Here is a 22090-nt window from a genome sequence, read left to right as displayed (position 1 = left end):
GGGAACTCACAGATAAACCAGTTTTATCTCAAACTGTTTCTGCTTGTGACTCAGTACTTTTACTAGAGGTGCGCCGTTTTGGTTAACCCAATTCAGAATACGCTCAACAATAGCTATTTACAAGGGCTTTGCCGGTGGTGTATTTGGGAAGGCTCAAAACATGCCAAATGGCCTCACACCAAGATCTTGTTTCCTTCCACGGCTTCCAATTCGACTTTAAAAGAAAGATTAAAAACGAAGTAAGAACGAGACTTAAAGAGCCGTTTGATGCGGTGAAGTGCTGGCAACTTTCATATTTTTCAGGAAAATAAACAGGGTAGCCACGGCCACTATAGCCAAGCCCACCCACGCCGTGGTGATTATTGTGGAACTGGCTTCGGCGTTCAAGGTCTGGTGTTTTAAGATGATGCCGTACAAGGCCCAAACGCCAACCAACCCCACATACGGGTTGGTGCGGGAGAGTACCACAAAGGTCACAATACTGGTGGCCACCGCAACCATAATCACCGTCCAGGTGCCTGCTGAAATCCCGAAGCCGTCCCACCCAAGGCCTGCCAGGGCAGAACTGGTATTGGCCACCGTGGCAATCATAATCCAGCCGAAATACAAACTCAGCGGAACCATGGTGCACCACCTGGCCGCCGCCGACCGGCCCGCGTTGAAAATCCCCAGCCGCAGGTGCATGGCCAGCAGCGTGCCCAACTGAATAAAAATCAACACCACAGATAGCACCAACCATTCCTTTACCCAGGCAATGGTCCAGGCCCCGGTAGCCAGGTTGTTCACCATAAACAAATACCCCAGCCGCTGCAAGTCTTGGTTGGCCTCATGCGTTTCTGGGGCTTTGTAGGCTTTGATCAAATGGTACACGCAGAAAATGGAAAGCCCCAGGTAAATGACGCCCCAAATGGAGAAGGTGAGGCCCGCGGGCGTAAACAGCGCCGGGTATTTGTCTGAGACATCACCAATGGTTTGGTTGTTGAACATCCCCAACTGTGATAACTGCGACGGCGCCAGGTGTACCAAAAAGAACACCAGATTCAGCATGGCCAAGGTTTTGCTATTTTTCATAGAGGAACGGCATAGGGTTAGGTGGCGAGCGGACAGTTTTCCCTGGCGCCCTGCTTGTTAAACCTAAAAAAGACGGTTCTGGTTATTTTAAAAATTAGGGTGATCGTGGAGGCCTTGTGAGTTCAGTTCTTTACCTGACGTTTATACTTTCAAAATTATCAGCCATTGTTATTAAATAGAAGACAACACTTCTGAAGGGAGGAGCATTTGGTATAAAAACCTCCCCTGAAAACAAAAAAGCCTTGCAACGTATTAAGTTACAAGGCTTTCTATGTGGCTGGAGTACCCAGAGCCGGAGTCGAACCGGCACATCAAAGATATTGGTGTTTGAGACCAACGCGTCTACCAATTCCGCCATCTGGGCAGGTACTCTCTGGTAGCTTCAGAAGGTTTATTCGTCTGAAGTGGGTGCAAACTTATTCAATGATTCTTTGATTCGCAAGAGGTAGCGCTGTTTTAGGTAATAATTTTTTACCTGCAACAGGGCTTCTTTCTGAGAATCAGGTGGTAAACTTTCATAGGTTTCCAGCACGGGCCAGATGCTGGCTTTGAGCGCGCCCTCTATTTCCTGGGTTTGGTCTGCCACCACCTTAAACTGCAGCCTATCAAAGTCCATTTCCAGGTCCATCAGTTGCTCGTTCAGTTCCATCATCTCCATCAGGAAATCCTGGGGCAGGTCGTTCTGGCCGCCTTCCTCCAACAGGCCGTGCTGTTCCAGAATGTACTGCATGCGGCGGTCAACGTGGGAGAGCGTTTTGTAGGCGTTGGTGTTGAGCGTGGACTTCTCCAGAATTTCCTGCTGCTTCTCCTGGGGCTCCAGCGTGTAGAAATCTGGGTGGAACTCGCGGCTCAGGGCGTAGTATTTGGTCTGAATGGCTATCTCGTCGGGCAAGAAGCTTTCCGGTATCTGGTAAAATTCAAAGTAGTTCACGACGACGAATTAAGAATTAAGAATTTGTTCTGATGTATGCTCACAACTAACCGTTGGTTATGCAGAGTGTGTAAAGCACATACACGGCCTTGCAACTGGAAAGATACAGTACAAGGAAATTAGACCATAGCAAGCTTGAAGGAAAATGCCTGCGCGGGCTCAGAAAACAAGGCCTTGGTGGGTTTCCAGACGCTCCCGAAAAACTCAGATTTCCGGTAATGGTTCAAGGCTTCGTCAGAGTCCCAGTGGCTGTAGGTGCTGTACACGTGGGGCAAATGGTAATCCTGCAGCAATTCCACGCTTCTGCAACCCGGGAACGCCGCAATCTTGTCTCTAGACGCCTTAAAAATCTCCAGGAACGCCGGCACGTTTTCTTCGGTAAAGGTCATGCGCACTAGCCGTATCAACATTTTAATTAGAAATTAAGAATTAGGAATTAAGAATTGGTAGGGCGAAGGTAAGAAGAGAATGCGTTTTTGGCTCCATTTCGGGAAATGAAGCCAAAAACGGAAGGTGAAATTCCCTCTCCCTTTGGGAACCGAAGGATTCTAAAAATTAACTAAAGGTAAAGTTTAGGAAAGTTTAGCCTCGTAGGGACAGGGCTTGACCTGTCCACCACGCATTCCTTATAAAGCATTCCCGAGAATCATCCTAATTTGTTGGCAAAAAAGCGAAAGGACAACCTCAACCGCAGCGGACAGGTCGAGCCCTGTCCCTACGGGTTGGTATTTCTCACCATAGGTTTAAGAAACGCATAAGAAGCGTATATCAAAACAAAACGCTTAGAAACTCGCCCTCAACCTAACCTTCTCCCAGCGGGAGAAGGGATTGGGCATTAATGGCTTCAGTCTAATTGGCGTTGGGACCAGTCTTCGAATTAATTCTTAATTCCTAATTCTCAATTATTAATTATTCAGCGGGGTCTGGGGTGAAATGGACTTCTACGCGGGAGTCAAAGTACATGCCCAGCAGTTCAGAGGCGTGGCCTTTGTTGATGCCAATGGTCAGGAAACCCTGGCGGTTGAACAGCGCCACGCAATCGCCTTCGCCAGGTTGGTTGTAGCGGCGGCTCACGCGGTCAATAACTTCGCGGTTGAACTGGATGGTGTAGGGGCGGCCGTGGCCAATGGCGTCTACGCTGTCCTGGCTTATGTCGGTGATCAGGTTGCCGTAGTGGTCTACGTGTACCACATGGCCAATAATGGAGTGGTCGTTAAGCCGAAGCTGGCGGTTAATGCGCTGCACCATGTCTTCGGCCAGTTCGCCTACCTCGGCCATGTTGGCGCCGTTGGCCAGGCCCACCGCTGCGGGGGCCATAATATCACGGCAGGGCGACGAGGAATCTGGTTGGGCCGGCAAATCCACCAACTGGCGCGGGTCGTTCTCGGTGATCAAGGAAAGCAAACCGTTGTCGGCGCAGACAAAATAATGGCCTTTGTAGAGCGCGGCCTGGTAGCGGCCGTTCTTGGTGCCGTGCGTGTCCACCGCCAGGAGGTGCACCGTGCCCTCCGGGAAGTCTTGGTACACGGAGTTGATCACGTGCAGCGCGTGGGCAATATTGAAGGGCTCCACGTGGTGCGAAATGTCTACAATCACTTGCTCTGGGTTGAGCGTCAGTATTTTAGCTTTTACGGCGGCTACGTAGTGGTCAGTAGTGCCGAAGTCTGATAAAAACGTGAGAAAACCCATGGTGGCGGTCGGTGAGAAGAACTTAAATATTCCTATATTTGTCTTAAAACAAAACTACTACATTTTCAGTAGAAGCACGCATAAACCTACTTTTAAACCTGATATAGCCTTTGGTAGAAAAAACTATTACCCTGGAGAATATCTCACTTATAGATTTCCTGGGCCTCGAAAATCAGAACATCAAACAATTGGCCGCCGCGTTCCCCAGCAGCAAAATCATCTCGCGCGGCAACGAGATCAAAATCCAGGGCCAAACCCCCGAGATCACCAAAATCCACGAAATCCTGTCTTCTTTGATTGAGCATTACCACCAGTACGGCAAAATCACAGATAAGAGCGTGCATAAATTCCTGGCCGCCGACAATGACTTTGAGGACGATGTGGTCATCACCAGCCCAGATGTGATTGTGTACGGCAGCAAGGGCGGCGTGATCAAGGCCAAAAACCCCAGCCAGCACCGTTTGGTAGAAGCCATCGCCAAGAACGATTTAATCTTTGCCATGGGCCCCGCCGGTACCGGTAAAACGTTTATCTCGGTGGCCATGGCCGTGCGCGCACTCAAAAACAAAGAAGTCAAGAAAATCATCATTTCGCGCCCCGTGGTGGAAGCCGGTGAAAGCCTGGGTTTCTTGCCCGGCGACATGAAAGACAAGATTGACCCGTATCTACGGCCCATCTATGACGCCCTGGAAGAAATGATTCCGGTAGAAAAGCTGAAGTATTACTATGAAAACAAAATCATAGAAATAGCCCCTTTGGCCTACATGCGCGGCCGTACCTTGAACAACGCGTTTGTTTTGCTAGACGAAGCCCAAAACACTACGCCCATGCAAATCAAGATGTTCATGACCCGTATGGGCCCTACGTCTAAAGTGATGATCAACGGCGACCGCACCCAGATTGACTTGCCGCGCAACCAACGCTCCGGCCTGATTGAGGCGATGACCGTGCTCAAAGACATCAAAGGTATCGGTTTCGTAGAAATGGCGTCTGAAGACGTGGTGCGTCACCGCCTGGTGAAAAACATTGTGGAAGCCTACACCAAATTTGACGAGAAACGCCAGAAAGACCGTGAAGAGCGCGAAAAGTCCGGCGACACCGACAACCAGGACGCCCCGCGCCGCCGCCAGAACTTCCGGCGCTATGATGATTAACTGAGTTTTTATTTCCCTGTTTAAGGGAAATTTCACAAAGAGCGTTTTCGGCCTCATTTTCAGAAATGAGCCTGAAAACGCTCTTTTTTGTTTGTCTTGGTTTTGCTGAAATTTTCTAATTTCAACGTTGATTCACGCATTCCGTCCCCCTTTGAAGGGGGTAGGGGGATGATAAAGATTGCTTAGTTACACAAGTACAGATCTGCCGCAAGTTTAACGGCAGCGTAACTTGTGGCTACCCACTTGGTGAGTTTATCAACTCACGTAAGTTTATAAACTTACAACTTGCAAAACCACAAGTTACGCTTCGCTAAACTTGCGGCAGAGAAACAAAAAAAGCATTTCACTCCCTTGGTCGGTCCCCTGACAGACCGAAAGGTAAGCCGTACCTTTACTCAAATAAGTTGGCTTCTCTGTGAACTGGCCAAGTGTAATGAAATCAGCACTAGCCATCATCCCCCAACCCCCTTCAAAGGGGGACGAAATGCGTGAGACATTGACTTGTTTTTGGCTTCGTTTCCAGAAATGAGCCCGAAAACGCAAATGCACAACACCACACATCCCAAAACCTAAAAACGCGTATGCCAGAAAAAGCCGCAGACGCTGAGAATTAGAAAGGGAACGCGTACTTTTGCAGCCTTTCCATAAAGAGAACCAATGACTATTTCCGCGCATAAGATAGAGAACCAGCAAGACTTGGAGGCTGCCTTCAAAATCAGAGAAACCGTGTTTGTGGTGGAGCAGAACGTGCCCGCCGAGGAGGAGTATGACGAGTTTGAAAAATCTTCCACGCATTACCTGGCCACTGCCAATGGCATTCCCTGCGGTACCGCCCGCTGGCGCGTCACAGACAAAGGCGTGAAGCTGGAACGGTTTGCCGTGCTTCAGGAATACAGAAGCCAGCAAGTTGGCAGCGCCATTCTGCAGAAAGTGATGGCCGACGTGCAGGCCGCGCACCCTGGTAAGAAAATGTACATGCACGCGCAGGTGCACGCCATTCCGTTTTATGGCCGCCACGGGTTCACGAAGGTAGGCGAGCTGTTCTCTGAATGTGACATTGACCATTATAAAATGGAGAAATATGCCTAAACTGGTCATCACCGGCACCTTGCGCCTGGTGGGCAGTTTTGTGGTAGGCATTCTCCTGTATCATAGCATAGGCCGCGGTTTCCCATTTGCCTGGGAAGCTGCGGCTTTTTTTATGCTACTATTTGGACTGCTGGCCTGGCGGGCGTTCCAGAAACCGTTGGCTAGAAACAGAACGCGGGCAGGAGTAGCGGGCCTGGCAGCCGTGGCGGCGGTTTCTTTCTGGGGCACTTCTCTCAAAAATAAACCCGCTAACCTGCCGGTGCCGCTGGCGGAAATCACGCATTATCAAATCACGTTTAGCAAATCCGTGGCCTTAAAACCGACCTCGGTGAGTTCAGTGGGCCAGGTACAGGCCGTGCGCGCCAACGGGAAATGGTACAAGGCCAGCGGCAAAGTAGCGGTGTTTCTGCCCAGGTCTGAGTCTGCTGATTCTTTGAAATACGGGCAGCAACTTTTAGTCAAAGGAAGCTTGCAAACTCCCGCAGAGCCCGCCAACCCTTATCAATTTAATTACAAACGCTACCTGGGCCTGCAACACATTCAATGGCAAGTCTACCTGAATGACGGCACGTGGCAAGCCATTGGCTATGAACCGCCCAGCCTTCTGGTGTCGCTCAGCCTACAAGTCAGAAAGAAATTGGAGCGGGCATTTAAGGCCCAAATTCCAACCAAACGCGAACTGACCATTGCCCAGGCATTGATTCTGGGCGTGCAGGATGATTTAGACGCCGCCACAAGAAACGCCTACGCCCGAACCGGCACCATGCACGTGCTGGCAGTGAGTGGTATGCACGTGGGGTTGCTGTACGGGGCGCTGCTCTTGTTCTTGAAACCAATGGCCCGCGGCAGGAAAGGCAAATTGCTGGTGTTTCTGGTGATTGTGGGCGTGGTCTGGTTTTACGCGTTCGTGACTGGGATGTCGGCGTCGGTGCTGCGGTCGGTGACCATGTTTTCGTTGCTGGAATTGGGCAAAGTGCTTCGCCGGAAGGCGTCTATTCTGAACACGCTGGCGGTGGTGGCCATGGTTTTACTGCTGTACGAGCCCAATTTCCTGTTCGATGTCGGGTTTCAGCTGTCATTTTTGGCGGTGGCGGGCATTGTGCTGCTGCAGCCATTATTCCTGCAAGTCTGGAACCCTGAGCGGCGCATGGTGCGCTGGGTCTGGGAATTGTTCGCCATTTCTGTGGCCGCGCAATTGGCCACGTTTCCGCTGAGTCTCTTTTATTTCCATCAGTTTCCGGTGTATTTCTGGGCGGCTAATTTGTTGGCGGTGCCGGCTACTTCGCTTGGGTTGTATGTGGGCCTGGCGTTCATGGCGTTTTTCTGGGTGCCGGGGTTAAATGTTATCTTGGCGAAAGTCTTGCAAGGCTTACTCTGGATTTTGAATGAGTTCCTGCTGCTAGTGGAGTTTTGGCCGGGCGCGGTGCTAGATGGTTTTGTGATCACGCCGGGCCAAACGGTGGCGCTGTACTTGTTCATCGGCGCAGCCATCATGTTCTTAGTTTACAGGAAGTTGGCGTGGCTCACCTTTTCAGTGATGTGCCTGGCCTTTTTGTCGGGCACTGAATTGGCGGAGGCACAGCGGCTGCGCCGAACCCAGGAATTAGTGCTTCATAGCGTTCGGAAAAGCAGCGCGGTGAGTTTAGTGCAAGGAAGGAGCGTGCATTTCATGGCCGACTCCGCCTTTCGGGCGCAGCCCCAGAATTTCACCTACAACGTGCAGCCGTACTGGTGGGCGAAGGATATTAAAAACGAAGACGCTTGGTTTGGGGCCCATTTCCAAAACGGAGCCCAAAAACAGGAAATCGCGCAGCATGAAACCGATCAGGGAAACCGAATTCTGGTCTGGCGCGGCAAGCGACTGCTCTGGCTGAAGCGACTGCCGCGCGCAGTGCAGAAACCGCTGCAGGTAGACGCTATTGTGCTGCAGCAGAACGTATGGACAACTCCGGACAAGTTGAAATCAATGTTTTCTACGCGCTTGGTGGTGCTGGACCAGACCAATGCCAGGTGGTACGTGCAGCGCAAAAAACAAGAACTGCAGCAAGCCGGTTATACTGTGCATTTGCTGGAGGAAGATGGCGCCTGGCACATCAGGCTGTGAAAACCCGTTTTCGGGTTCATTTCTGAAAACGGAGCCAAAAACGGAAACCATGTTCTGAACGGGCGCCCGACAATTTGCTGGAGCGGCTGACCTCAGGTGCCTGCGCTAAAACACCGTGTTTCTGCTGCCGAAAGCGGGTATTTTTTCTTTATCTTTCCCCCGTGCACTGCCGTACATACTGCTATGAATTTATCTGACATGAATACGTCCACTGAAGAAACCCTCGCCCTTACCTATATTTTATATGAATGCGTGGACCGCGTGGCCTACATCACCTTGAACCGGCCCGAGAAACGAAACGCGCTGAACGCCGAAGTGGTGACGGAACTGAAAAAAGCCTTTGACTTCGCGGAGAATGACGAGGCCTGCAAGGTGATTGTGCTGCGGGCCAACGGGGCTGTTTTCTGCGCGGGCGCTGACCTTGAATACCTGCAACAGCTGCAACACAACAGCTTTCAGGAAAACCTGGAAGACTCTACGCACTTGATGCAGCTCTTCTACCAGATTTACACGCTCAAAAAAGTGGTGATTGCGCAGGTGCACGGGCACGCCATTGCCGGCGGAAGCGGTCTGGCCACGGTCTGTGATTTTACCTATGCCGTGCCCGGTGCCCGGTTTGGGTACACAGAAGTGAAGATTGGGTTTCTGCCCGCCATTGTCAAAATATTTCTGCTCCGAAAAATAGGGGAGGCCCGTGCCAAGGAACTGCTCTTGACCGGAGACTTGATTTCGGCGGTAAGGGCCAAGGAGATTGGGTTGGTGAATGACGTGATCCCCGACGAAGACCTGGCCACCACCGTGCGTCAGTTGGCAGAACGGCTTTGCACGCAGAACTCGGGCCAGTCCATGGAAGTGACCAAGGAAATGATTGCCATGGTGCAGGAAATGCCTTTGAAAGATGCCCTGAACTACGCCGCAGAACGCAACGCCCTCGCCCGCGCCACCGAAGACTGCCAGCGCGGTATCCAGTCGTTCCTGGACAAGCAACCGCTGAGTTGGTAGAAAGTGGTTATTAGTTGTTGGTGGTTAGTTTTTTGAGGGGATTTGGGTTTCTGTTTTTGGCTTCGTTTTCAGACATGAGCCCGAAAACGCGAGGACCCGGAATAGATTTATACTATATATTTTCAAGGCATGAATTTAAAGGAGTCTATAAAAGGAAATACACCAGCGTTTTTAGACTTGTGCAAATCGCATCAGGTTAAAACACTGTATGCTTTTGGGTCTGTCACTACAAATGATTTTGATGAAAGCTCCAGTGATATTGATTTGTTGGTGGAACTCAATACCCAGGATCCGGTGCAAAGGGGCGAACACCTTATGGATTTATGGGAAAAATTTGAGGTGTTTTTCCAACGGAAAGTGGATCTATTAACCAATGCTTCTATTAAAAACCCAATTCTCAGGAAAAGTATTGACGCTTCCAAGCAATTGATATATGACGGACAGAAGCAGGAAATATCTATCTGATGTGTTGATGGCTATTGAATTAATTGAGGACTTCACGAAAGACACGCCAGACTTCAGCATGTATGAAGCAGACCGAAAAACTCAGAGTGCTGTTGTAAGACAGTTGGTGATTATCGGTGAAGCCATCAACAAATTCAGAAAGTTAGAACCTGCCATTGAAATTAAGAATGATAGGCAGATTGTAGGGTTCAGAAACAGACTGGTTCATGCGTATGATAGTTTAGACAATTCCATTGTTTGGGCGATTCTGGAAAGTCACCTGCAACCGCTAAAGCTTGAAATGAAGAAGTTGAGTTTGCTTTAGGACAACTTTAAGGGGGCCTTGGATATTAGAGTTCAAGGGGAAAATCCTTTTCAAATGATTTATTATTTGGATTATTGAGCCTAAAATAAAATAGTCCTGCCTCACATTTTAATTTTAAAACAAAACCGACTCCACTAGGTTACAGAGATATGCTGACGAACGCGGCGATAGTGTTAGGGACCTTTGCAGTGATGGAGGTGGTGGCCTGGGCGGTGCACAAATACGTGTTGCATGGTTTTCTGTGGAACATACATGAAAGTCACCACAAGCCGCATGACCACGCCTTTGAGCGCAATGATCTGTCTTTTGCTTTCTACGGGGTCATTGCGGCGCTTTGTTTTATTTACGGCTCTGAGCAGCTGGATTACCGGTTCTGGATTGGTACCGGTATTTCGCTCTACGGGTTGGCGTATTTCTTCATTCATGATCTGCTGATTCACCGCCGGATCAAGTTGTTTGGGAAAGCGTCCAGCACCTACTTGAGAGCCTTAGACATTGCGCACAAGGTACACCACAAAACCAAAGGCAGAGATGGGTCAGAGTCCTTCGGGATGCTCTGGGTCCATCCTAAATTCTTTCGCATAGCCCGCCGGAAACGTTAATTTTACCCGTTCTATTTAAAATCTCTGCTGTGGCGCATTACTCTATCAAGGAGTTGGAACATCTTTCGGGCATAAAGGCCCATACCTTACGCATCTGGGAACAGCGCTACAACCTGCTGCAACCCAAACGCACTGATACCAACATCAGGTACTATGATGACGCCGACCTCAAGAACCTGCTCAACGTAGCGCTTTTATACCAAGAAGGCTATAAAATCTCCAAGATAGCCCAACTGCCGCCCAGCCAGGTAGCCGAGGAAGTACTCAAACTCACTGAAAACGAGCTAGGGCAGGAGCAGTTCATCAATCAGCTCATTGTGGCCATGGTGGAATTGGACGAAGCCCTGTTTGAACGCGTGCTGAGCCGGGTGATTCTGACCTTGGGTTTCACGGGCGCGGTGAGAACCGTGATTTACCCGTTTCTGCACAAGATTGGGCTGCTGTGGCAAACCGCCAACATTACGCCGGCGCATGAGCATTTCATGAGTCAGTTGATCAGGCAGAAAATGCTGGTGGCCATTGACGCACTGCCCCTGCCGCAAAACCAGGCGGCCCCGCGCGTGATTTTATTTTTGCCAGAAGGCGAATTGCATGAACTGGCTTTGTTGTATGGGCATTACTTGTTTCGGGCCAAAGGCTACCAGACTTTGTATCTGGGGCAGCACTTGCCGTTGGTAGATGTGCAACGCGCCGCCAATCAATTCAAAGCCGAATTTCTGTTCACCGTGTTCACTTCAGCCATGCAGAAAATGACGGTGGTGGAATATTTGGAGCAGCTCAATGAAACCGTGAACGTGAAAGAAATTTTGATCACCGGTGCCATTCTGCAATATTACCCGGAAGGCGCGTTCCCCAAAACCACCCACTATTTAAAAACCCTGGATGCCTTAGATGCCTGGTTGGTGAAATAACAGCAAAGGTTCTTCTGTTTAACTTATAAAGAGAAACCTTCTACAAAGCTGGAGCAGCATCCGTAACTTACTTCCCGTTTTCGGGCTCATTTTCAGAAATGAGCCCGAAAACGGGAATTTTTATTTCGCCCTTTATCTTTTAAAAGGCCTTCTGTAATCTTGAGTAAATGATTATTGAGCCAGCTTTAAGTCTGATAAATAATTTTGATAAAGATTTGTGTAAAAAAGTTAAACAGAAATTAGCGTTTATTTAAAATAGCCCGTACTATTGTTTAATGTTTTACACCAAACGTTAAACAATATGACAGCCTTAGATTTTACTTCCGTTGTAGAGAAAATGGCGCCCACCCTTCGGCCAGCTGCCTATAACCTTACCCGCGATGCGGACGATGCCAAGGATTTGGTTCAGGAAACGCTGCTGAAGGCGTTTGTGAACCGTGAGAAATTCAGGGCGGGCACCAATCTAAAGGCGTGGTTATACACCATCATGCGCAACACCTTCATCAACAACTACAACAAGGTCACCAAACGAACCAGCACCTTAGACACCACGGAGTACATTCAATATTCCAAAGATGACCGCATGGTCACCTCCAACCGTGCCTCCGGTGATTTCGCCCTCAATGATATTTACGCCGCCATTGAAAACCTGCAGGAAGAATTCCGGATTCCGTTTATGATGTACTACGTGGGCTACAAGTACCTGGAGATTGCCGAGCAGCTGCAATTGCCCATAGGAACCGTGAAGAACCGCATTCACCTGGCCCGCAAAGAACTCAAAGGCCAATTGCACGTCTACGCCTACGGCGATTGATTTAAGCAGAACGCCCCGCTTCCTGAACCAATATCCCAGAAATATGCGTATATTGTTTCAGCTATATTTTGACCCAAAGCCATTTTTTGCCAAGAGGTGGCTTTCTAATTCCATTATACCTTTACATGTCCAAACTTCCCGGGAAAAATGCAGTGGTGATTGGGGCGGGCTTTGCCGGCCTTTCGGCGGCGTCTAGCCTGGCCCAGGCCGGGTATGCCGTGACTTGCCTGGAGAAAAACGAGGTAGCTGGTGGCCGCGCCCGGGTTTTCAGCGCCCAAGGCTTCACCTTTGACATGGGCCCCAGTTGGTATTGGATGCCCGACGTGTTTGAGCATTACTTCCAGAAATTCGGGAAGAAGGTGTCTGACTATTATGATTTGGTACGCCTGGACCCATCTTATCAGGTTTTGTTCGGCGAAGGCGATGTATTGCCTATTCCGGCCCAAATGGCGGAGTTGGAAGCCATGTTTGAGGAACTGGAACCTGGGGTAGCTTTGCAACTTCGTAAATTCCTGAAACAGGCCGCTTATAAATACGAGGTGGGTATCAACCAACTGGTGTACAAACCCAGCCGGTCGGTGACGGAGTTCGCCAACGTGAAGTTGATGGTAGATGTGCTGCGATTGGATGTGTTTCAGAGCATGTCTAAACACGTGCGCAAGTATTTCAGGCACCCCAAGCTGATTCAGTTGATGGAGTTCCCGGTGTTGTTCCTGGGCGCGTTGCCAGAGAACACGCCGGCGCTTTACAGCCTTATGAACTACGCAGATTTAAGTTTAGGCACCTGGTACCCCAAAGGCGGCATGCACAAGATTGTGGAAGGCATGGTGAAATTGGCGCAGGAATTAGGCGTTGAAATGAAACTGGGCGAAGAGGTCACGCGCCTGGAGTTTGAGGGCGAAAGCATTTCCAAAGTCATTACCAGCAAAGGCGAATATGCAGCTGATGTAGTAATTGGCGGTGCCGATTACCACCATTTTGAGACCAAGCTTCTGCCGCCTGCCTTACAAAGCTATACTGAGAAATACTGGCAAAGCCGCGTAATGGCCCCGTCCTCGTTGATTTTCTATTTGGGCGTGAATAAGAAACTGACCGGCCTGCTGCACCATAACCTGTTTTTTGACGAAGACTTCGGGCCGCACGGCCAGGAGATTTACACCAATCCGGCCTGGCCTAAAAGACCGCTTTTCTACGTGTCGATGCCGTCTAAGACAGATGACACGGTGGCGCCAGAAGGCATGGAAAATCTGTTTGTGCTGATTCCCGTGGCCCCAGACCTGGAAGACAAAGCTGAAACCCGTGACTATTACTACCACTTGGTCATGGAGCGTTTGGAGCGGCTCACGGGTCAAGACGTACGCTCCCACGTGGTTTATAACCGAAGCTATGCGCACCGTGATTTCATCGCAGATTACCACGCCTTCAAGGGCAATGCTTACGGCTTGGCCAACACGCTCACGCAAACGGCTATTTTGAAGCCCAGCCTCAAAAGCAAGAAAGTAAAGAACCTGTTTTACACCGGGCAATTGACGGTGCCCGGCCCGGGCGTGCCGCCGTCGTTAATCTCCGGGCAAGTGGTGGCCGCAGAAGTGGTGAAAGAATTTGCGCCGCGCCCAGTACCCTTAACCGCCTGATCTGCCATGCAAACCCCCATGAACCTGTTTGATACCACCACCCTGGAGTGCAGCAAGCTGATCACGCAGCGCTACAGCACCTCCTTTACCTTGGGTATCAAAACCTTGCACCCTAAGTTTCATGACGCTATTTATGCCATTTATGGGTTTGTGCGCTTCGCGGATGAAATAGTAGACACCTTTCACGGGCACAACAAAGCGGCTTTGCTGGAGCGGTTCAAACAGGAAACCTACCAAGCCATTGAAGAACAGATTAGCCTGAACCCTGTGCTGCACGCGTTCCAAATGGTGGTGCGGCAACATAACATAGACCATTCCTTTATTGATGCCTTTCTCAGGAGCATGGCCATGGACCTGGACGACCACCAATATGACAGTGACCTGTACCAGGAATACATCTACGGTTCCGCTGAAGTGGTAGGATTGATGTGCCTGAAAGTCTTTTGCGAAGGTGATGACGACATGTTTGCCCGCCTCAAGGCGCCGGCCTGCTCTTTAGGGGCCGCTTTCCAGAAAGTGAATTTCTTGAGAGACATCAAAAGCGATTACCATGACCGCGGTCGCGTGTACTTCCCTAAGGTGAGTTTCCTGTCTTTCTGCAACAAAGACAAAGAGGAAATTGAGCAGGACATTCAACATGATTTTGACCTGGCTTATCAGGGAATTTTAGCCTTGCCCAAGGGTGCAAGAATGGGCGTTTACCTGGCGTATATCTATTATTTAAAGCTATTTAAGAAAATAAAGGCGGTTCCTGCTGCCCAAATTATGGCAGAACGCGTAAGAGTGCCTGATAATACGAAACTCGCCCTGCTGGTAAGTTCGTATATTAAGTACCGGCTAAATACCATCTAATGTACCTGATCGCACTTTTGTTTACTCTTTGCCTAGTAGTTGCCCCCACCACCTGGCAGGCCACTGACCCGTACGCGCATCAAAAGCTGCTGAATTTTTACCAGACGGCCTCTAAAGACGAAAAGATTGCCGAGCAGTTCCACTCCCTGATGCACAAATATCAGGGCAAAGATCCGCTCAAGATGGGCTATAAGGCCGTTTCCAATGCCATTATGGCCAAACATACTTGGAGCCCTTATTCCAAGCTGAAGTATTTAAAACAGAGTTCGCAGATTTTTGACCAGGCCGTGGCCTTAGACAACACTGACCCAGAAGTTAGGTTTTTGCGCTACTCTATAGAAAATTACATACCACGCTATTTGAACATGAGCAGCCACCTGGAAGAAGACAAGCGGGTGTTCATGGCGGCCATTTTAAAGCACCCACGCTCGGGCATGCCCAGTGAGTCTGTGAAGATCATGCGGGAATTCCTGCTTCGCAAAGAATTGCTCACCGCTCAGGAAAAAGAGCAGGTGGAAAAATTGAAACTATGACCTACGTTTATCTCTATTTAAACATTTTTACCATTTTTTTTCCACTGGCGCTCTCGTTTGACCGCCGCGTCCATTTCTATACCAACTGGCGGCACCTGTTTCCGGCCATGGCCATTTCGGCGTTCTGCTTTATTTCCTGGGACATTGCCTTTACAGACCACGGCGTCTGGGGCTTTAATCCTGATTATCTGGTGGGCATTTACTTTTTCAACCTTCCGCTGGAGGAAGTATTGTTCTTCATTACCGTGCCCTATGCCTGCGTGTTCATTTATGAATGCCTGAATGAATATGTGCGCAAAGAGTGGCTGCAACCCTATTCGCCGTACATCACCTGGATCTTGGTGGTGCTGAATTTAATAGTAGCCGTGGTTTTCTGGGGGCGTTGGTACACCATGCTCACCTGTCTGCTGGTTCCTATTTTGCTCTTAATCTATTATTGGCGCTTCCGGTACAAGAAAATGGGTCGGTTTTATCTGGCCTATGTGGTGCACTTGGTGCCATTTCTGCTGGTGAACGGCGTGCTCACGGCGCTGCCGGTGGTGTGGTACAACAATGCCCATAACGTGGGCCTGCGCATCAGCACTATTCCGGTGGAAGATACCATGTATTCTATGCTGATGCTGCTGCTTGTCATTATCTTATATGAAGGCTTCAAACAAAAAGCCGAGCGCCTCGCAAACATTCCCGTTCTTGAAACTGTTTAGGTTCTATGCGTCAACTTCAGGTACATATTGACAACAATTCGGGCTTTTGCTTTGGGGTAATCTATGCCATACAGATGGCTGAGGATATTCTGGAAGAGCAGGGCTACCTGTATTGCCTGGGCGATATTGTGCACAACGACGAAGAAGTGGAGCGCCTGCAGCACAAAGGCCTGCGCATCATCAATTATGATACCCTCGCCACGCTCCGCGATGAAAGCGTTTTAATCAGAGCCCACGGCGAGCCACCTTCTACGTACCAGATGGCGATGGAAAATAATTTGCGCCTGATTGATGCCTCGTGCCCGGTGGTGCTCAAACTCCAGAACCGCATTAAGACTTCCTTCGATAAAAAAGAGCAGATTTTCATTTACGGCAAACACGGCCACGCCGAAGTTTTGGGGTTGTTAGGCCAGACCAGCGGCGAGGCGGTGGTATTTGAGAACCTAGAGGAACTGCTTCGGCATGAATTGCCGGAGAACATCACGCTTTACAGCCAAACCACCAAAAGCACCGACAGCTTCTACCGCATTAAAGGCGAACTGGAAGGCCGTGGGTATGCCGTGAACGCCAATGACACCATTTGTAGGCAAGTTTCTAACCGTGACAAAGAACTCCGCAATTTCGCGCTGCGCTTTGACAAGATTATCTTCGTGTCGGGTACCAAGTCTTCTAACGGGCGCGTGCTGTACCAGGTCTGCAAAGACACCAATCCCAACACATTCTTCGTTTCTAAAGTAGAGGAACTGCAACCCGACTGGTTCACGGCCGGCGAATCGGTGGGCATTTGCGGGGCCACGTCTACGCCCATGTGGCTGATGGAGGAAGTGCGCAACGCGCTGTCAGCGTTTTAAAAAAAATGCGTATTCGGGCTCATTTCTGAAAACGAAGCCAAAAACGGGATTGTCTGTACTTTTGTATCTTGCCACCTGCCAACGGAACTACCTTCGCCCACTACGTGTAGGAGTTAAACCATGAAAAACCAACCTACTACTTTCCTGGAAAAAAACGCCGGCGTGCTGATTGCGCTCACTATTCTGGTGGCCTGGGCAAGCGTGCTGTGGTTTCTGCTCAACTGGGAAGTGGATTTTGCGTCGCCGTTGACGTACGTGGCGGTGTTGGTGATGTCACATTTATACACCGGCCTGTTCATTACCGCCCATGATGCCATGCACGGCGTGGTGGCGCCCGGCAAGAAAAAGTTGAACATGGTTATTGGTACGGTGGCAGCGGGGTTATTTGCCTATAACTATTATTTTCGGCTGCTGCCAAAGCACCACCAGCACCACCAACACGTAGCCACCGAACATGACCCAGATTACCATGGCGGCAATTTCTTTCTGTGGTTTTTCAGCTTTGCGCGGCAGTACATTACCGTGGTGCAAGTCTTGCTGATGGCGGGCACCTACCATGTGCTACAGCTTTGGTTTCCAGTGGAAAACGTGGTGCTGTTTTGGATGATACCCGCCGTGACGGCTACGTTCCAACTGTTTTATTTCGGGACATACTTGCCGCATAGGGGTGAGCATGAACCGGAAAACAAGCATAAATCTGGCACGCAACAGCGAAATCATGTGTGGGCGTTCCTGAGCTGCTATTTCTTTGGCTACCACTACGAGCACCATGACAAACCGTATCTGCCCTGGTGGAAATTGTATCAAGAAAAAGACCGCCTGTTGCATCCATAAAAATGGAAGCCGTTTTTGGCTTCCATTTTCTATTTGAGGGCAAAACCAGAAATTTGCTTAGCTGAGCCAGGCCGGTTTGGTGGTGGTGATGTTCGCTTTCAACTGGTTCAACAAACTGTACAAGCCAAAATATGTCCGGTTCACGAAAAGCCCGTGGCGGGACCCGCGCGCCATTCGGGAATTCCGGAACATTTTGTCCTGTGAGATTCTATCGCCCAGCATGTAAATCTGCTGAAAGTATTGGTCATCGGCAAAGTCAAACGACGGCGCATGGAACGGTTGGCCCAGCAACGAAATCATTTCCTTGAAAACACCTTTGAAATACGCCTGTTCCGCCGCGGTGTCCTGGTTATTGATGAACTCCAGGTCAAAGAAAATCTGGTTCAATTCGGCTTCCTTCAGCAGAGAGTCTTTCTTGATCAGGGAGAAATAGCCTAGGTAAAAATCCTCCGGAATCACTTTAATGCAGCCGAAGTCAATCACACCCAACACCGGGCCGGGCTGCACAATAAAGTTGCCGGGGTGGGGGTCGGCGTGTACTTGCTTGAGGTGGTGTACCTGAAAATCATAGAAATCCCAGAGGGCCTGGCCAATGCGGTTGCGTTCTTCCTGGGTGGGTTTGGTGTCCAGCCATTCACGCAGGTGCGCGCCGGGCAGCCAGTCCATGGTAATAATGCGCGAACTGCTGAGTTCTGGGTAATAATTAGGGAACGTGAGATGGGGCAGGTGCTGGCAGGCGGCAGAGATTTCCGCGGAGCGGCGAACCTCAAGTTCATAATCTGTCTCTTCCAGCAGTTTCTCCTCCACTTCCTGCAGATAATGGTCCATGTCGCGCTCGTTCATGTTGAGCAACCGGTACGCGAAGGGCCGCACCATGCGCAGGTCTGAACTCACGCTTTCGGCCACGCCAGGGTACTGCACTTTCACGGCATAGGTCTTGCCGCCTTTGGTGGCCTGGTGCACCTGGCCAATAGAGGCCGCGTTCACCGCCGAGGTGGAAAACGTATCAAATAGCTGCTCCGGCGTCTTCCCGAAGGATTTCTGAAACGTGCGCACCACCAGCGGGTAAGAAAGCGGCGGCGCGCTGTATTGCGCCTGCGCAAACTTATCTTGGTAGGCCTGGGGCATCACGCTTTTGTCCATAGACAGCATTTGGGCCATCTTGAGCGCGCTGCCTTTCAACTGGCTCAAAGAGGCGTAAATGTCCTGGGCATTTTCAGTGTGCAAGGCTTCTTTGCCCAGGCTGGGGTTCACTATCTTTTTAGCGTAATGCTTAATATAATTGCCTCCCACTTTGGCCCCGGCCCCAATAAACTTGGAAGCGCGCTGCACTTTGGAGGTAGGAATATGGTCTTGCTCTTGCGGGCTATTGTCCATGAAATTTATTTAGACTGATAAAGGAATTTAGCGAAGTCAACCAGACTGTCCACGGCGGTTCTGCCCATCAGGTCAAAGGCCAGGGTCACTGATTTTTCAATGGCGGCATCGGTTTTCTCAAAGCCCTGGGAGGTATCACGCAACCAGAACTGGAAGATGAACAGCGTCTCCAGCCACAGCGCGTCTGGGTAGCGGTCAGAGAAGAATTTACGGTCGGCGAGCAGGCCGGCTTCTTTGCCCTGGAGCACTAGTTCCTGCACAAAAGCCTGGAACTTGGTCTTGAACGCCTTCAACTCTGGGCTAGGCATTTTTCTCAGGCTCTCTGGCAACGGATAGGCGACCAACAGAAAGCTGCGGTGTTTCTTGAGCACTTCCAGCCAGGTGTAATAAAAGGCCAGCAGCTTCTCTTTGGAATTGTATTGGGTGTACACCGCCTGCGCGTGCATGCTGCTGTAGGTCTGGTCGAAGATTTGTTCCCACAAACCTTCTTTCACGCCCTGGAACGAGGAGAAGTAGTTGTAGAACTCTTCTTCACTAATGCCCAAACTCTGCGCGAATTTATAAACGGAGGCAGGTTCACGGCCATGTTCCAACACATGGTGCACGTATTCCTGAATAATTCTTTCTCTGATGTTTTCTGACTGGATTTGTATAGGTGTGGTTGTTTCCATGGCTATTGCTGGTATACCCTCACAACAAACCAGAGCCCCAAGAGGTTTACCCAAACTCCTAAATAACCGAAATACTAAGCAAGCGTTTTGAGTTTCTGTTTTTGGCCTCGTTTCTGAAAATGAAGCCAAAAGCTGGGGGGGTAGGAGGGCGTTTAGATGGTTTACAAATTATTTAAGGTGAGTCTACTGGTATGGACAGGGCTTGACCTGTCCAATGCGGTGGCCGTACATCATGGTTGTTTCTTTGGATTAGAGCAGAGAGTAGTCGGGGCTGCTGGTATCAGGAATGCGTGGGCGGACAGGTCAAGCCCTGTCCCTACGTGCAAAATACTCTACATCAATCAAAGGGGTTTCTAAATACATCAACGCCTAAACAAAGAAAGGCTTCCAATTGGGAGCCTTTCTTACACTTGATATTTGATAATGCTTAGTGCACGCCGTTGTCTTTTTTGCAGCAGGCGTCTAAACGGTCATAAGCGCGAGGCGTGGCTTTAGAATCATCAGCGTCATAGCCCAGGTCATTCACGGCTTTTCTCAATTTGTCAGCAGAGGTTTTGGTGCTGTTGAACTGCACGGTGAGCACTTTGGTATTTTCGTCCAGGGTGGCTTTCTCCACGCCTTTCTCGTAGGCCAGGCCTTTCTCTAACGTGGCTTTGCACATGCCGCACACGGCAGAGGTTTTGAATTTAACTTCCTCGCCTTTCTTACCGCCCTGCGCAAAGCCGAACGTAGCAAGACCAACAAATACCAAAGAGAATAATAGGGTTTTTAAGCTTTTCATGGGTTATGGTGTATGATTGTGTGTTAAAAATTATTTCAAAGCTGGCCGTTTTCAGGCTCTAAATCCAAAATCAGGCCAAAAATAGAAATTTAGCGGAAGTAGCAGGAAGTTATTTTCTGTTAAAGTTCTGCTTCCTGGCAAAAACTACCTTCTAAATTTCCAGAACGCCATATTAGTTCACGGGCAGGTACAATTTAATGGTTCCTGGCTTGAATTGAACGTTATCCAAATGTCCCATTTTCTGCCGGTTAGCGGTGATTAGGTGCAGATGCAAAAAGGTGTCATGGTGGGTGAAGATGGTTTTATGTTCCGTGGAAAAGAAGCCTAGAATCTCTACCTGTTCGTTTTGCAGCTGATAATCTACCTGGCCCTGGTGCGCCTCTTTGGGCGAATTTACCTTGGTGCCCGGGGGCAAATTCACCACATGAATGGTGGCCTGGTTTATTTCGCCCGCCAATTTAAACAGAAACGGACGGGTTGCCTTCTTGGTCTGCTGGTCAAGGTAGGTTTCCAGCTGCGCGAGCGTCTGAATCTTAGCAGGCAAGGCGTGTTCTTTCCATTGGGTCACGGTGGTGTAGCCAAAAAACGGCGCTTTCAGCTCAAAGGTCGCTTCCACACGCATGGAAGAATCTGGCTGAACCGTTGCTTTGTAGGCTTTGCCGTCCAGAATCAAGATTTCACCGGCCAGGTTTTCCATGGGCCCCAAGCCGTACAAATGCGTTTTCTGCGCGATGGTGTCTAACGCAATGGTGCCCTGGAGTTGGCCGCGCATCATCACATTTTTCATGGCGCCCACAATCTTTACGGGGCTTTGCTTCTGCGCCCTTGATTGACTGGTTGTCAAAAGGGCCAGAAGGCAAAATGCCAGAGTGGTTTTCGTTTTCATATTGATGTGTTTTACAAAACCTATTTGATGGTGATTCTGAGACCTGCATAAATCACGCGACCAATGATGGGCGCATAAATCATGCTGACGTCAAAGTGTTGGCTGAACGGTTGGTCTGCGCCTAGAATAGGGTTCTTTTGAGTGTAGCCCAGCAGGTTTTCGCCGCCCACATACACTTCCCAGCGTTTGAACGCGCGCGTGATTTGCCCGTTGAACGCGGCATACGGACTCACCGACCTGGTTCTTATTTCGCCTTCGTGCTGGTGTTCCATCAAAGGCACTAACCGTTTCCCGAACCACTGCGCCGTCAAGTCTGCCCGCCACTTGTCAAAAGGCGTCGCGAAGCCCAGGTTCACAAACGCCCGGTGATTGGGGATAAAGGGGCGCTGCAGGAGTTGGCCGTTGTAGCTGGTTTTCACGTCAAAATACTTGTAGGCCGCTTTCACGTCCAGCATTTCGGTGAGTTCATACTGCAATTCTGCCTGAAAGCTTTTGGAGAAGGACCGTCCCACCAGGTTGGAAAACTGTACCTGGTTGGGGTTGGTGTACATGTCAGGCACTACCTGGTTTTGGAACGTGGTGTAGTAGTAATCAGTGATGAACGCGCCCTTGCGGTTGCCCACCTCAAAGTACTGCGTGAAGCTTCCGCCCAGGTTCCAGGCTTTCTCTGGTTCTAAGTTGTTAGGCAGTACAAAATCACGGTTACTGATTAAGGAAGCCACGTTCTCGGCGATAGGGTTCGCTACTCTGAATCCTTTTCCGGCCGCTAGACGCAAGATGGAATTAGGGTTGAAATCATATTTCACGTTGAAGCGCGGCGTGTACACCATG

24 protein-coding genes and 1 tRNA gene are annotated in these 22090 nt (G+C 49.9%); 15 read left to right on the top strand and 10 right to left on the bottom strand.

The genetic code is table 11. The features are described from left to right. Nucleotides 1-252: 252 nt before the first annotated feature. The 5 genes from IMY23_RS06975 to IMY23_RS06955 form a co-directional block, all read right to left on the bottom strand. Complete coding sequence (locus IMY23_RS06975) at nt 253-1071, bottom strand: hypothetical protein (protein WP_192821392.1); 819 nt, start codon at nt 1069-1071, stop codon at nt 253-255. 283 nt (nt 1072-1354) lie between these two features. Next, a tRNA-Leu gene (locus IMY23_RS06970) sits at nt 1355-1435 on the bottom strand. Nucleotides 1436-1462: 27 nt separating this feature from the next. Further along, nucleotides 1463-2002, bottom strand: coding sequence for an iron-sulfur cluster co-chaperone HscB C-terminal domain-containing protein (locus tag IMY23_RS06965; protein ID WP_192821391.1), 540 nt, complete (start codon nt 2000-2002; stop codon nt 1463-1465). 119 nt (nt 2003-2121) lie between these two features. Beyond that, nucleotides 2122-2412, bottom strand: coding sequence for a putative quinol monooxygenase (locus tag IMY23_RS06960; protein ID WP_192821390.1), 291 nt, complete (start codon nt 2410-2412; stop codon nt 2122-2124). A 499-nt stretch (nt 2413-2911) separates the two neighbouring features. Further along, nucleotides 2912-3691 carry an S-adenosyl-l-methionine hydroxide adenosyltransferase family protein gene (locus IMY23_RS06955; protein ID WP_192821389.1) on the bottom strand — a complete coding sequence of 260 codons (780 nt, stop codon included), beginning with the start codon at nt 3689-3691 and terminating at the stop codon, nt 2912-2914. Nucleotides 3692-3801: 110 nt separating this feature from the next. Here IMY23_RS06955 and IMY23_RS06950 point away from each other — a divergent pair, with 110 nt between their 5' ends. From IMY23_RS06950 to IMY23_RS06880, 15 genes are all read left to right on the top strand, one after another. Beyond that, nucleotides 3802-4845, top strand: a complete 1044-nt coding sequence (locus IMY23_RS06950; RefSeq protein WP_192821388.1) for a PhoH family protein — start codon at nt 3802-3804, stop codon at nt 4843-4845. Nucleotides 4846-5502: 657 nt separating this feature from the next. Next, complete coding sequence (locus IMY23_RS06945; RefSeq protein ID WP_192821387.1) at nt 5503-5934, top strand: GNAT family N-acetyltransferase; 432 nt, start codon at nt 5503-5505, stop codon at nt 5932-5934. Next, a complete protein-coding gene (locus tag IMY23_RS06940; protein WP_192821386.1) occupies nt 5927-8038 on the top strand; it encodes a ComEC/Rec2 family competence protein in 2112 nt (703 codons plus the stop codon). Before IMY23_RS06945 ends, IMY23_RS06940 begins: the two co-directional genes overlap by 8 nt. Before the next feature lie 198 nt (nt 8039-8236). After that, nucleotides 8237-9040 (top strand): enoyl-CoA hydratase/isomerase family protein, encoded by an 804-nt coding sequence (locus IMY23_RS06935; protein ID WP_192821385.1) that lies wholly within the window; start codon nt 8237-8239, stop codon nt 9038-9040. A gap of 129 nt (nt 9041-9169) precedes the next feature. Then, nucleotides 9170-9505: a nucleotidyltransferase family protein gene (locus IMY23_RS06930; protein ID WP_192821384.1), complete on the top strand. Its 336-nt coding sequence runs from the start codon at nt 9170-9172 to the stop codon at nt 9503-9505. Next, complete coding sequence (locus tag IMY23_RS06925; protein ID WP_192821383.1) at nt 9474-9809, top strand: DUF86 domain-containing protein; 336 nt, start codon at nt 9474-9476, stop codon at nt 9807-9809. Before IMY23_RS06930 ends, IMY23_RS06925 begins: the two co-directional genes overlap by 32 nt. Nucleotides 9810-9958: 149 nt before the next feature. Then, entirely contained in the window at nt 9959-10411 is a 453-nt protein-coding gene (locus IMY23_RS06920) for a sterol desaturase family protein (RefSeq protein ID WP_192821382.1), read from the top strand. A gap of 29 nt (nt 10412-10440) precedes the next feature. Further along, nucleotides 10441-11322: a MerR family transcriptional regulator gene (locus tag IMY23_RS06915; protein WP_192821381.1), complete on the top strand. Its 882-nt coding sequence runs from the start codon at nt 10441-10443 to the stop codon at nt 11320-11322. Nucleotides 11323-11623: 301 nt separating this feature from the next. Continuing rightward, nucleotides 11624-12136 carry an RNA polymerase sigma factor gene (locus IMY23_RS06910; RefSeq protein ID WP_192821380.1) on the top strand — a complete coding sequence of 171 codons (513 nt, stop codon included), beginning with the start codon at nt 11624-11626 and terminating at the stop codon, nt 12134-12136. Between the two features lie 125 nt (nt 12137-12261). Then, the gene (locus IMY23_RS06905; RefSeq protein ID WP_192821379.1) at nt 12262-13770 is read left to right on the top strand and encodes an NAD(P)/FAD-dependent oxidoreductase; all 1509 of its coding nucleotides are present in this window, start codon (nt 12262-12264) and stop codon (nt 13768-13770) included. An 18-nt stretch (nt 13771-13788) separates the two neighbouring features. Next, nucleotides 13789-14622, top strand: a complete 834-nt coding sequence (locus IMY23_RS06900) for a phytoene/squalene synthase family protein (RefSeq protein ID WP_192823707.1) — start codon at nt 13789-13791, stop codon at nt 14620-14622. After that, nucleotides 14622-15155, top strand: a complete 534-nt coding sequence (locus IMY23_RS06895) for a hypothetical protein (RefSeq protein ID WP_192821378.1) — start codon at nt 14622-14624, stop codon at nt 15153-15155. Before IMY23_RS06900 ends, IMY23_RS06895 begins: the two co-directional genes overlap by 1 nt. Beyond that, nucleotides 15152-15859: a lycopene cyclase domain-containing protein gene (locus IMY23_RS06890; protein ID WP_192821377.1), complete on the top strand. Its 708-nt coding sequence runs from the start codon at nt 15152-15154 to the stop codon at nt 15857-15859. Before IMY23_RS06895 ends, IMY23_RS06890 begins: the two co-directional genes overlap by 4 nt. A 5-nt stretch (nt 15860-15864) precedes the next feature. After that, entirely contained in the window at nt 15865-16710 is an 846-nt protein-coding gene (locus IMY23_RS06885) for a 4-hydroxy-3-methylbut-2-enyl diphosphate reductase (RefSeq protein ID WP_192821376.1), read from the top strand. 120 nt (nt 16711-16830) lie between these two features. Next, on the top strand, nt 16831-17544 hold the full coding sequence (locus IMY23_RS06880; RefSeq protein ID WP_192821375.1) for a fatty acid desaturase: 714 nt from the start codon (nt 16831-16833) through the stop codon (nt 17542-17544). A gap of 57 nt (nt 17545-17601) precedes the next feature. Here the strand turns inward: IMY23_RS06880 and IMY23_RS06875 are convergent, their stop codons facing one another. From IMY23_RS06875 to IMY23_RS06855, 5 genes are all read right to left on the bottom strand, one after another. Then, nucleotides 17602-18921 carry an AarF/ABC1/UbiB kinase family protein gene (locus tag IMY23_RS06875; protein ID WP_192821374.1) on the bottom strand — a complete coding sequence of 440 codons (1320 nt, stop codon included), beginning with the start codon at nt 18919-18921 and terminating at the stop codon, nt 17602-17604. Nucleotides 18922-18926: 5 nt separating this feature from the next. Further along, complete coding sequence (locus IMY23_RS06870) at nt 18927-19592, bottom strand: TetR family transcriptional regulator C-terminal domain-containing protein (RefSeq protein WP_192821373.1); 666 nt, start codon at nt 19590-19592, stop codon at nt 18927-18929. A gap of 427 nt (nt 19593-20019) precedes the next feature. Then, a complete protein-coding gene (locus IMY23_RS06865) occupies nt 20020-20373 on the bottom strand; it encodes a heavy-metal-associated domain-containing protein (protein WP_192821372.1) in 354 nt (117 codons plus the stop codon). 172 nt (nt 20374-20545) lie between these two features. Further along, nucleotides 20546-21259: an acetolactate decarboxylase gene (locus tag IMY23_RS06860; protein ID WP_225986435.1), complete on the bottom strand. Its 714-nt coding sequence runs from the start codon at nt 21257-21259 to the stop codon at nt 20546-20548. Between the two features lie 20 nt (nt 21260-21279). Further along, nucleotides 21280-22089 carry a TonB-dependent siderophore receptor gene (locus IMY23_RS06855; RefSeq protein WP_192821371.1) on the bottom strand — a complete coding sequence of 270 codons (810 nt, stop codon included), beginning with the start codon at nt 22087-22089 and terminating at the stop codon, nt 21280-21282. Between the last annotated feature and the right edge of the window lies 1 nt (nt 22090).

The sequence above is a fragment of the Rufibacter sp. LB8 genome, from assembly GCF_014876185.1.
Taxonomy (GTDB): Bacteria; Bacteroidota; Bacteroidia; order Cytophagales; family Hymenobacteraceae; genus Nibribacter.
Note: the sequence above shows the minus strand (reverse complement) of the source record. Positions and strands in the feature narration are given on the sequence as shown.

Excerpts from the sequence above, each read along its gene's own strand:
- IMY23_RS06920 (WP_192821382.1), top strand. The coding sequence starts at position 9,959 with ATGCTGACGAACGCGGCGATAGTGTTAGGGACCTTTGCAGTGATGGAG.
- IMY23_RS06935 (WP_192821385.1), top strand. The coding sequence starts at position 8,237 with ATGAATACGTCCACTGAAGAAACCCTCGCCCTTACCTATATTTTATAT.
- IMY23_RS06880 (WP_192821375.1), top strand. The coding sequence starts at position 16,831 with ATGAAAAACCAACCTACTACTTTCCTGGAAAAAAACGCCGGCGTGCTG.
- IMY23_RS06975 (WP_192821392.1), bottom strand. The coding sequence starts at position 1,071 with ATGAAAAATAGCAAAACCTTGGCCATGCTGAATCTGGTGTTCTTTTTG.
- IMY23_RS06855 (WP_192821371.1), bottom strand. The coding sequence starts at position 22,089 with ATGGTGTACACGCCGCGCTTCAACGTGAAATATGATTTCAACCCTAAT.
- IMY23_RS06875 (WP_192821374.1), bottom strand. The coding sequence starts at position 18,921 with ATGGACAATAGCCCGCAAGAGCAAGACCATATTCCTACCTCCAAAGTG.
- IMY23_RS06860 (WP_225986435.1), bottom strand. The coding sequence starts at position 21,259 with ATGAAAACGAAAACCACTCTGGCATTTTGCCTTCTGGCCCTTTTGACA.
- IMY23_RS06910 (WP_192821380.1), top strand. The coding sequence starts at position 11,624 with ATGACAGCCTTAGATTTTACTTCCGTTGTAGAGAAAATGGCGCCCACC.
- IMY23_RS06930 (WP_192821384.1), top strand. The coding sequence starts at position 9,170 with ATGAATTTAAAGGAGTCTATAAAAGGAAATACACCAGCGTTTTTAGAC.
- IMY23_RS06865 (WP_192821372.1), bottom strand. The coding sequence starts at position 20,373 with ATGAAAAGCTTAAAAACCCTATTATTCTCTTTGGTATTTGTTGGTCTT.
- IMY23_RS06960 (WP_192821390.1), bottom strand. The coding sequence starts at position 2,412 with ATGTTGATACGGCTAGTGCGCATGACCTTTACCGAAGAAAACGTGCCG.
- IMY23_RS06895 (WP_192821378.1), top strand. The coding sequence starts at position 14,622 with ATGTACCTGATCGCACTTTTGTTTACTCTTTGCCTAGTAGTTGCCCCC.
- IMY23_RS06905 (WP_192821379.1), top strand. The coding sequence starts at position 12,262 with ATGTCCAAACTTCCCGGGAAAAATGCAGTGGTGATTGGGGCGGGCTTT.
- IMY23_RS06925 (WP_192821383.1), top strand. The coding sequence starts at position 9,474 with ATGACGGACAGAAGCAGGAAATATCTATCTGATGTGTTGATGGCTATT.
- IMY23_RS06870 (WP_192821373.1), bottom strand. The coding sequence starts at position 19,592 with ATGGAAACAACCACACCTATACAAATCCAGTCAGAAAACATCAGAGAA.
- IMY23_RS06940 (WP_192821386.1), top strand. The coding sequence starts at position 5,927 with ATGCCTAAACTGGTCATCACCGGCACCTTGCGCCTGGTGGGCAGTTTT.
- IMY23_RS06890 (WP_192821377.1), top strand. The coding sequence starts at position 15,152 with ATGACCTACGTTTATCTCTATTTAAACATTTTTACCATTTTTTTTCCA.
- IMY23_RS06885 (WP_192821376.1), top strand. The coding sequence starts at position 15,865 with ATGCGTCAACTTCAGGTACATATTGACAACAATTCGGGCTTTTGCTTT.
- IMY23_RS06945 (WP_192821387.1), top strand. The coding sequence starts at position 5,503 with ATGACTATTTCCGCGCATAAGATAGAGAACCAGCAAGACTTGGAGGCT.
- IMY23_RS06955 (WP_192821389.1), bottom strand. The coding sequence starts at position 3,691 with ATGGGTTTTCTCACGTTTTTATCAGACTTCGGCACTACTGACCACTAC.
- IMY23_RS06900 (WP_192823707.1), top strand. The coding sequence starts at position 13,789 with ATGAACCTGTTTGATACCACCACCCTGGAGTGCAGCAAGCTGATCACG.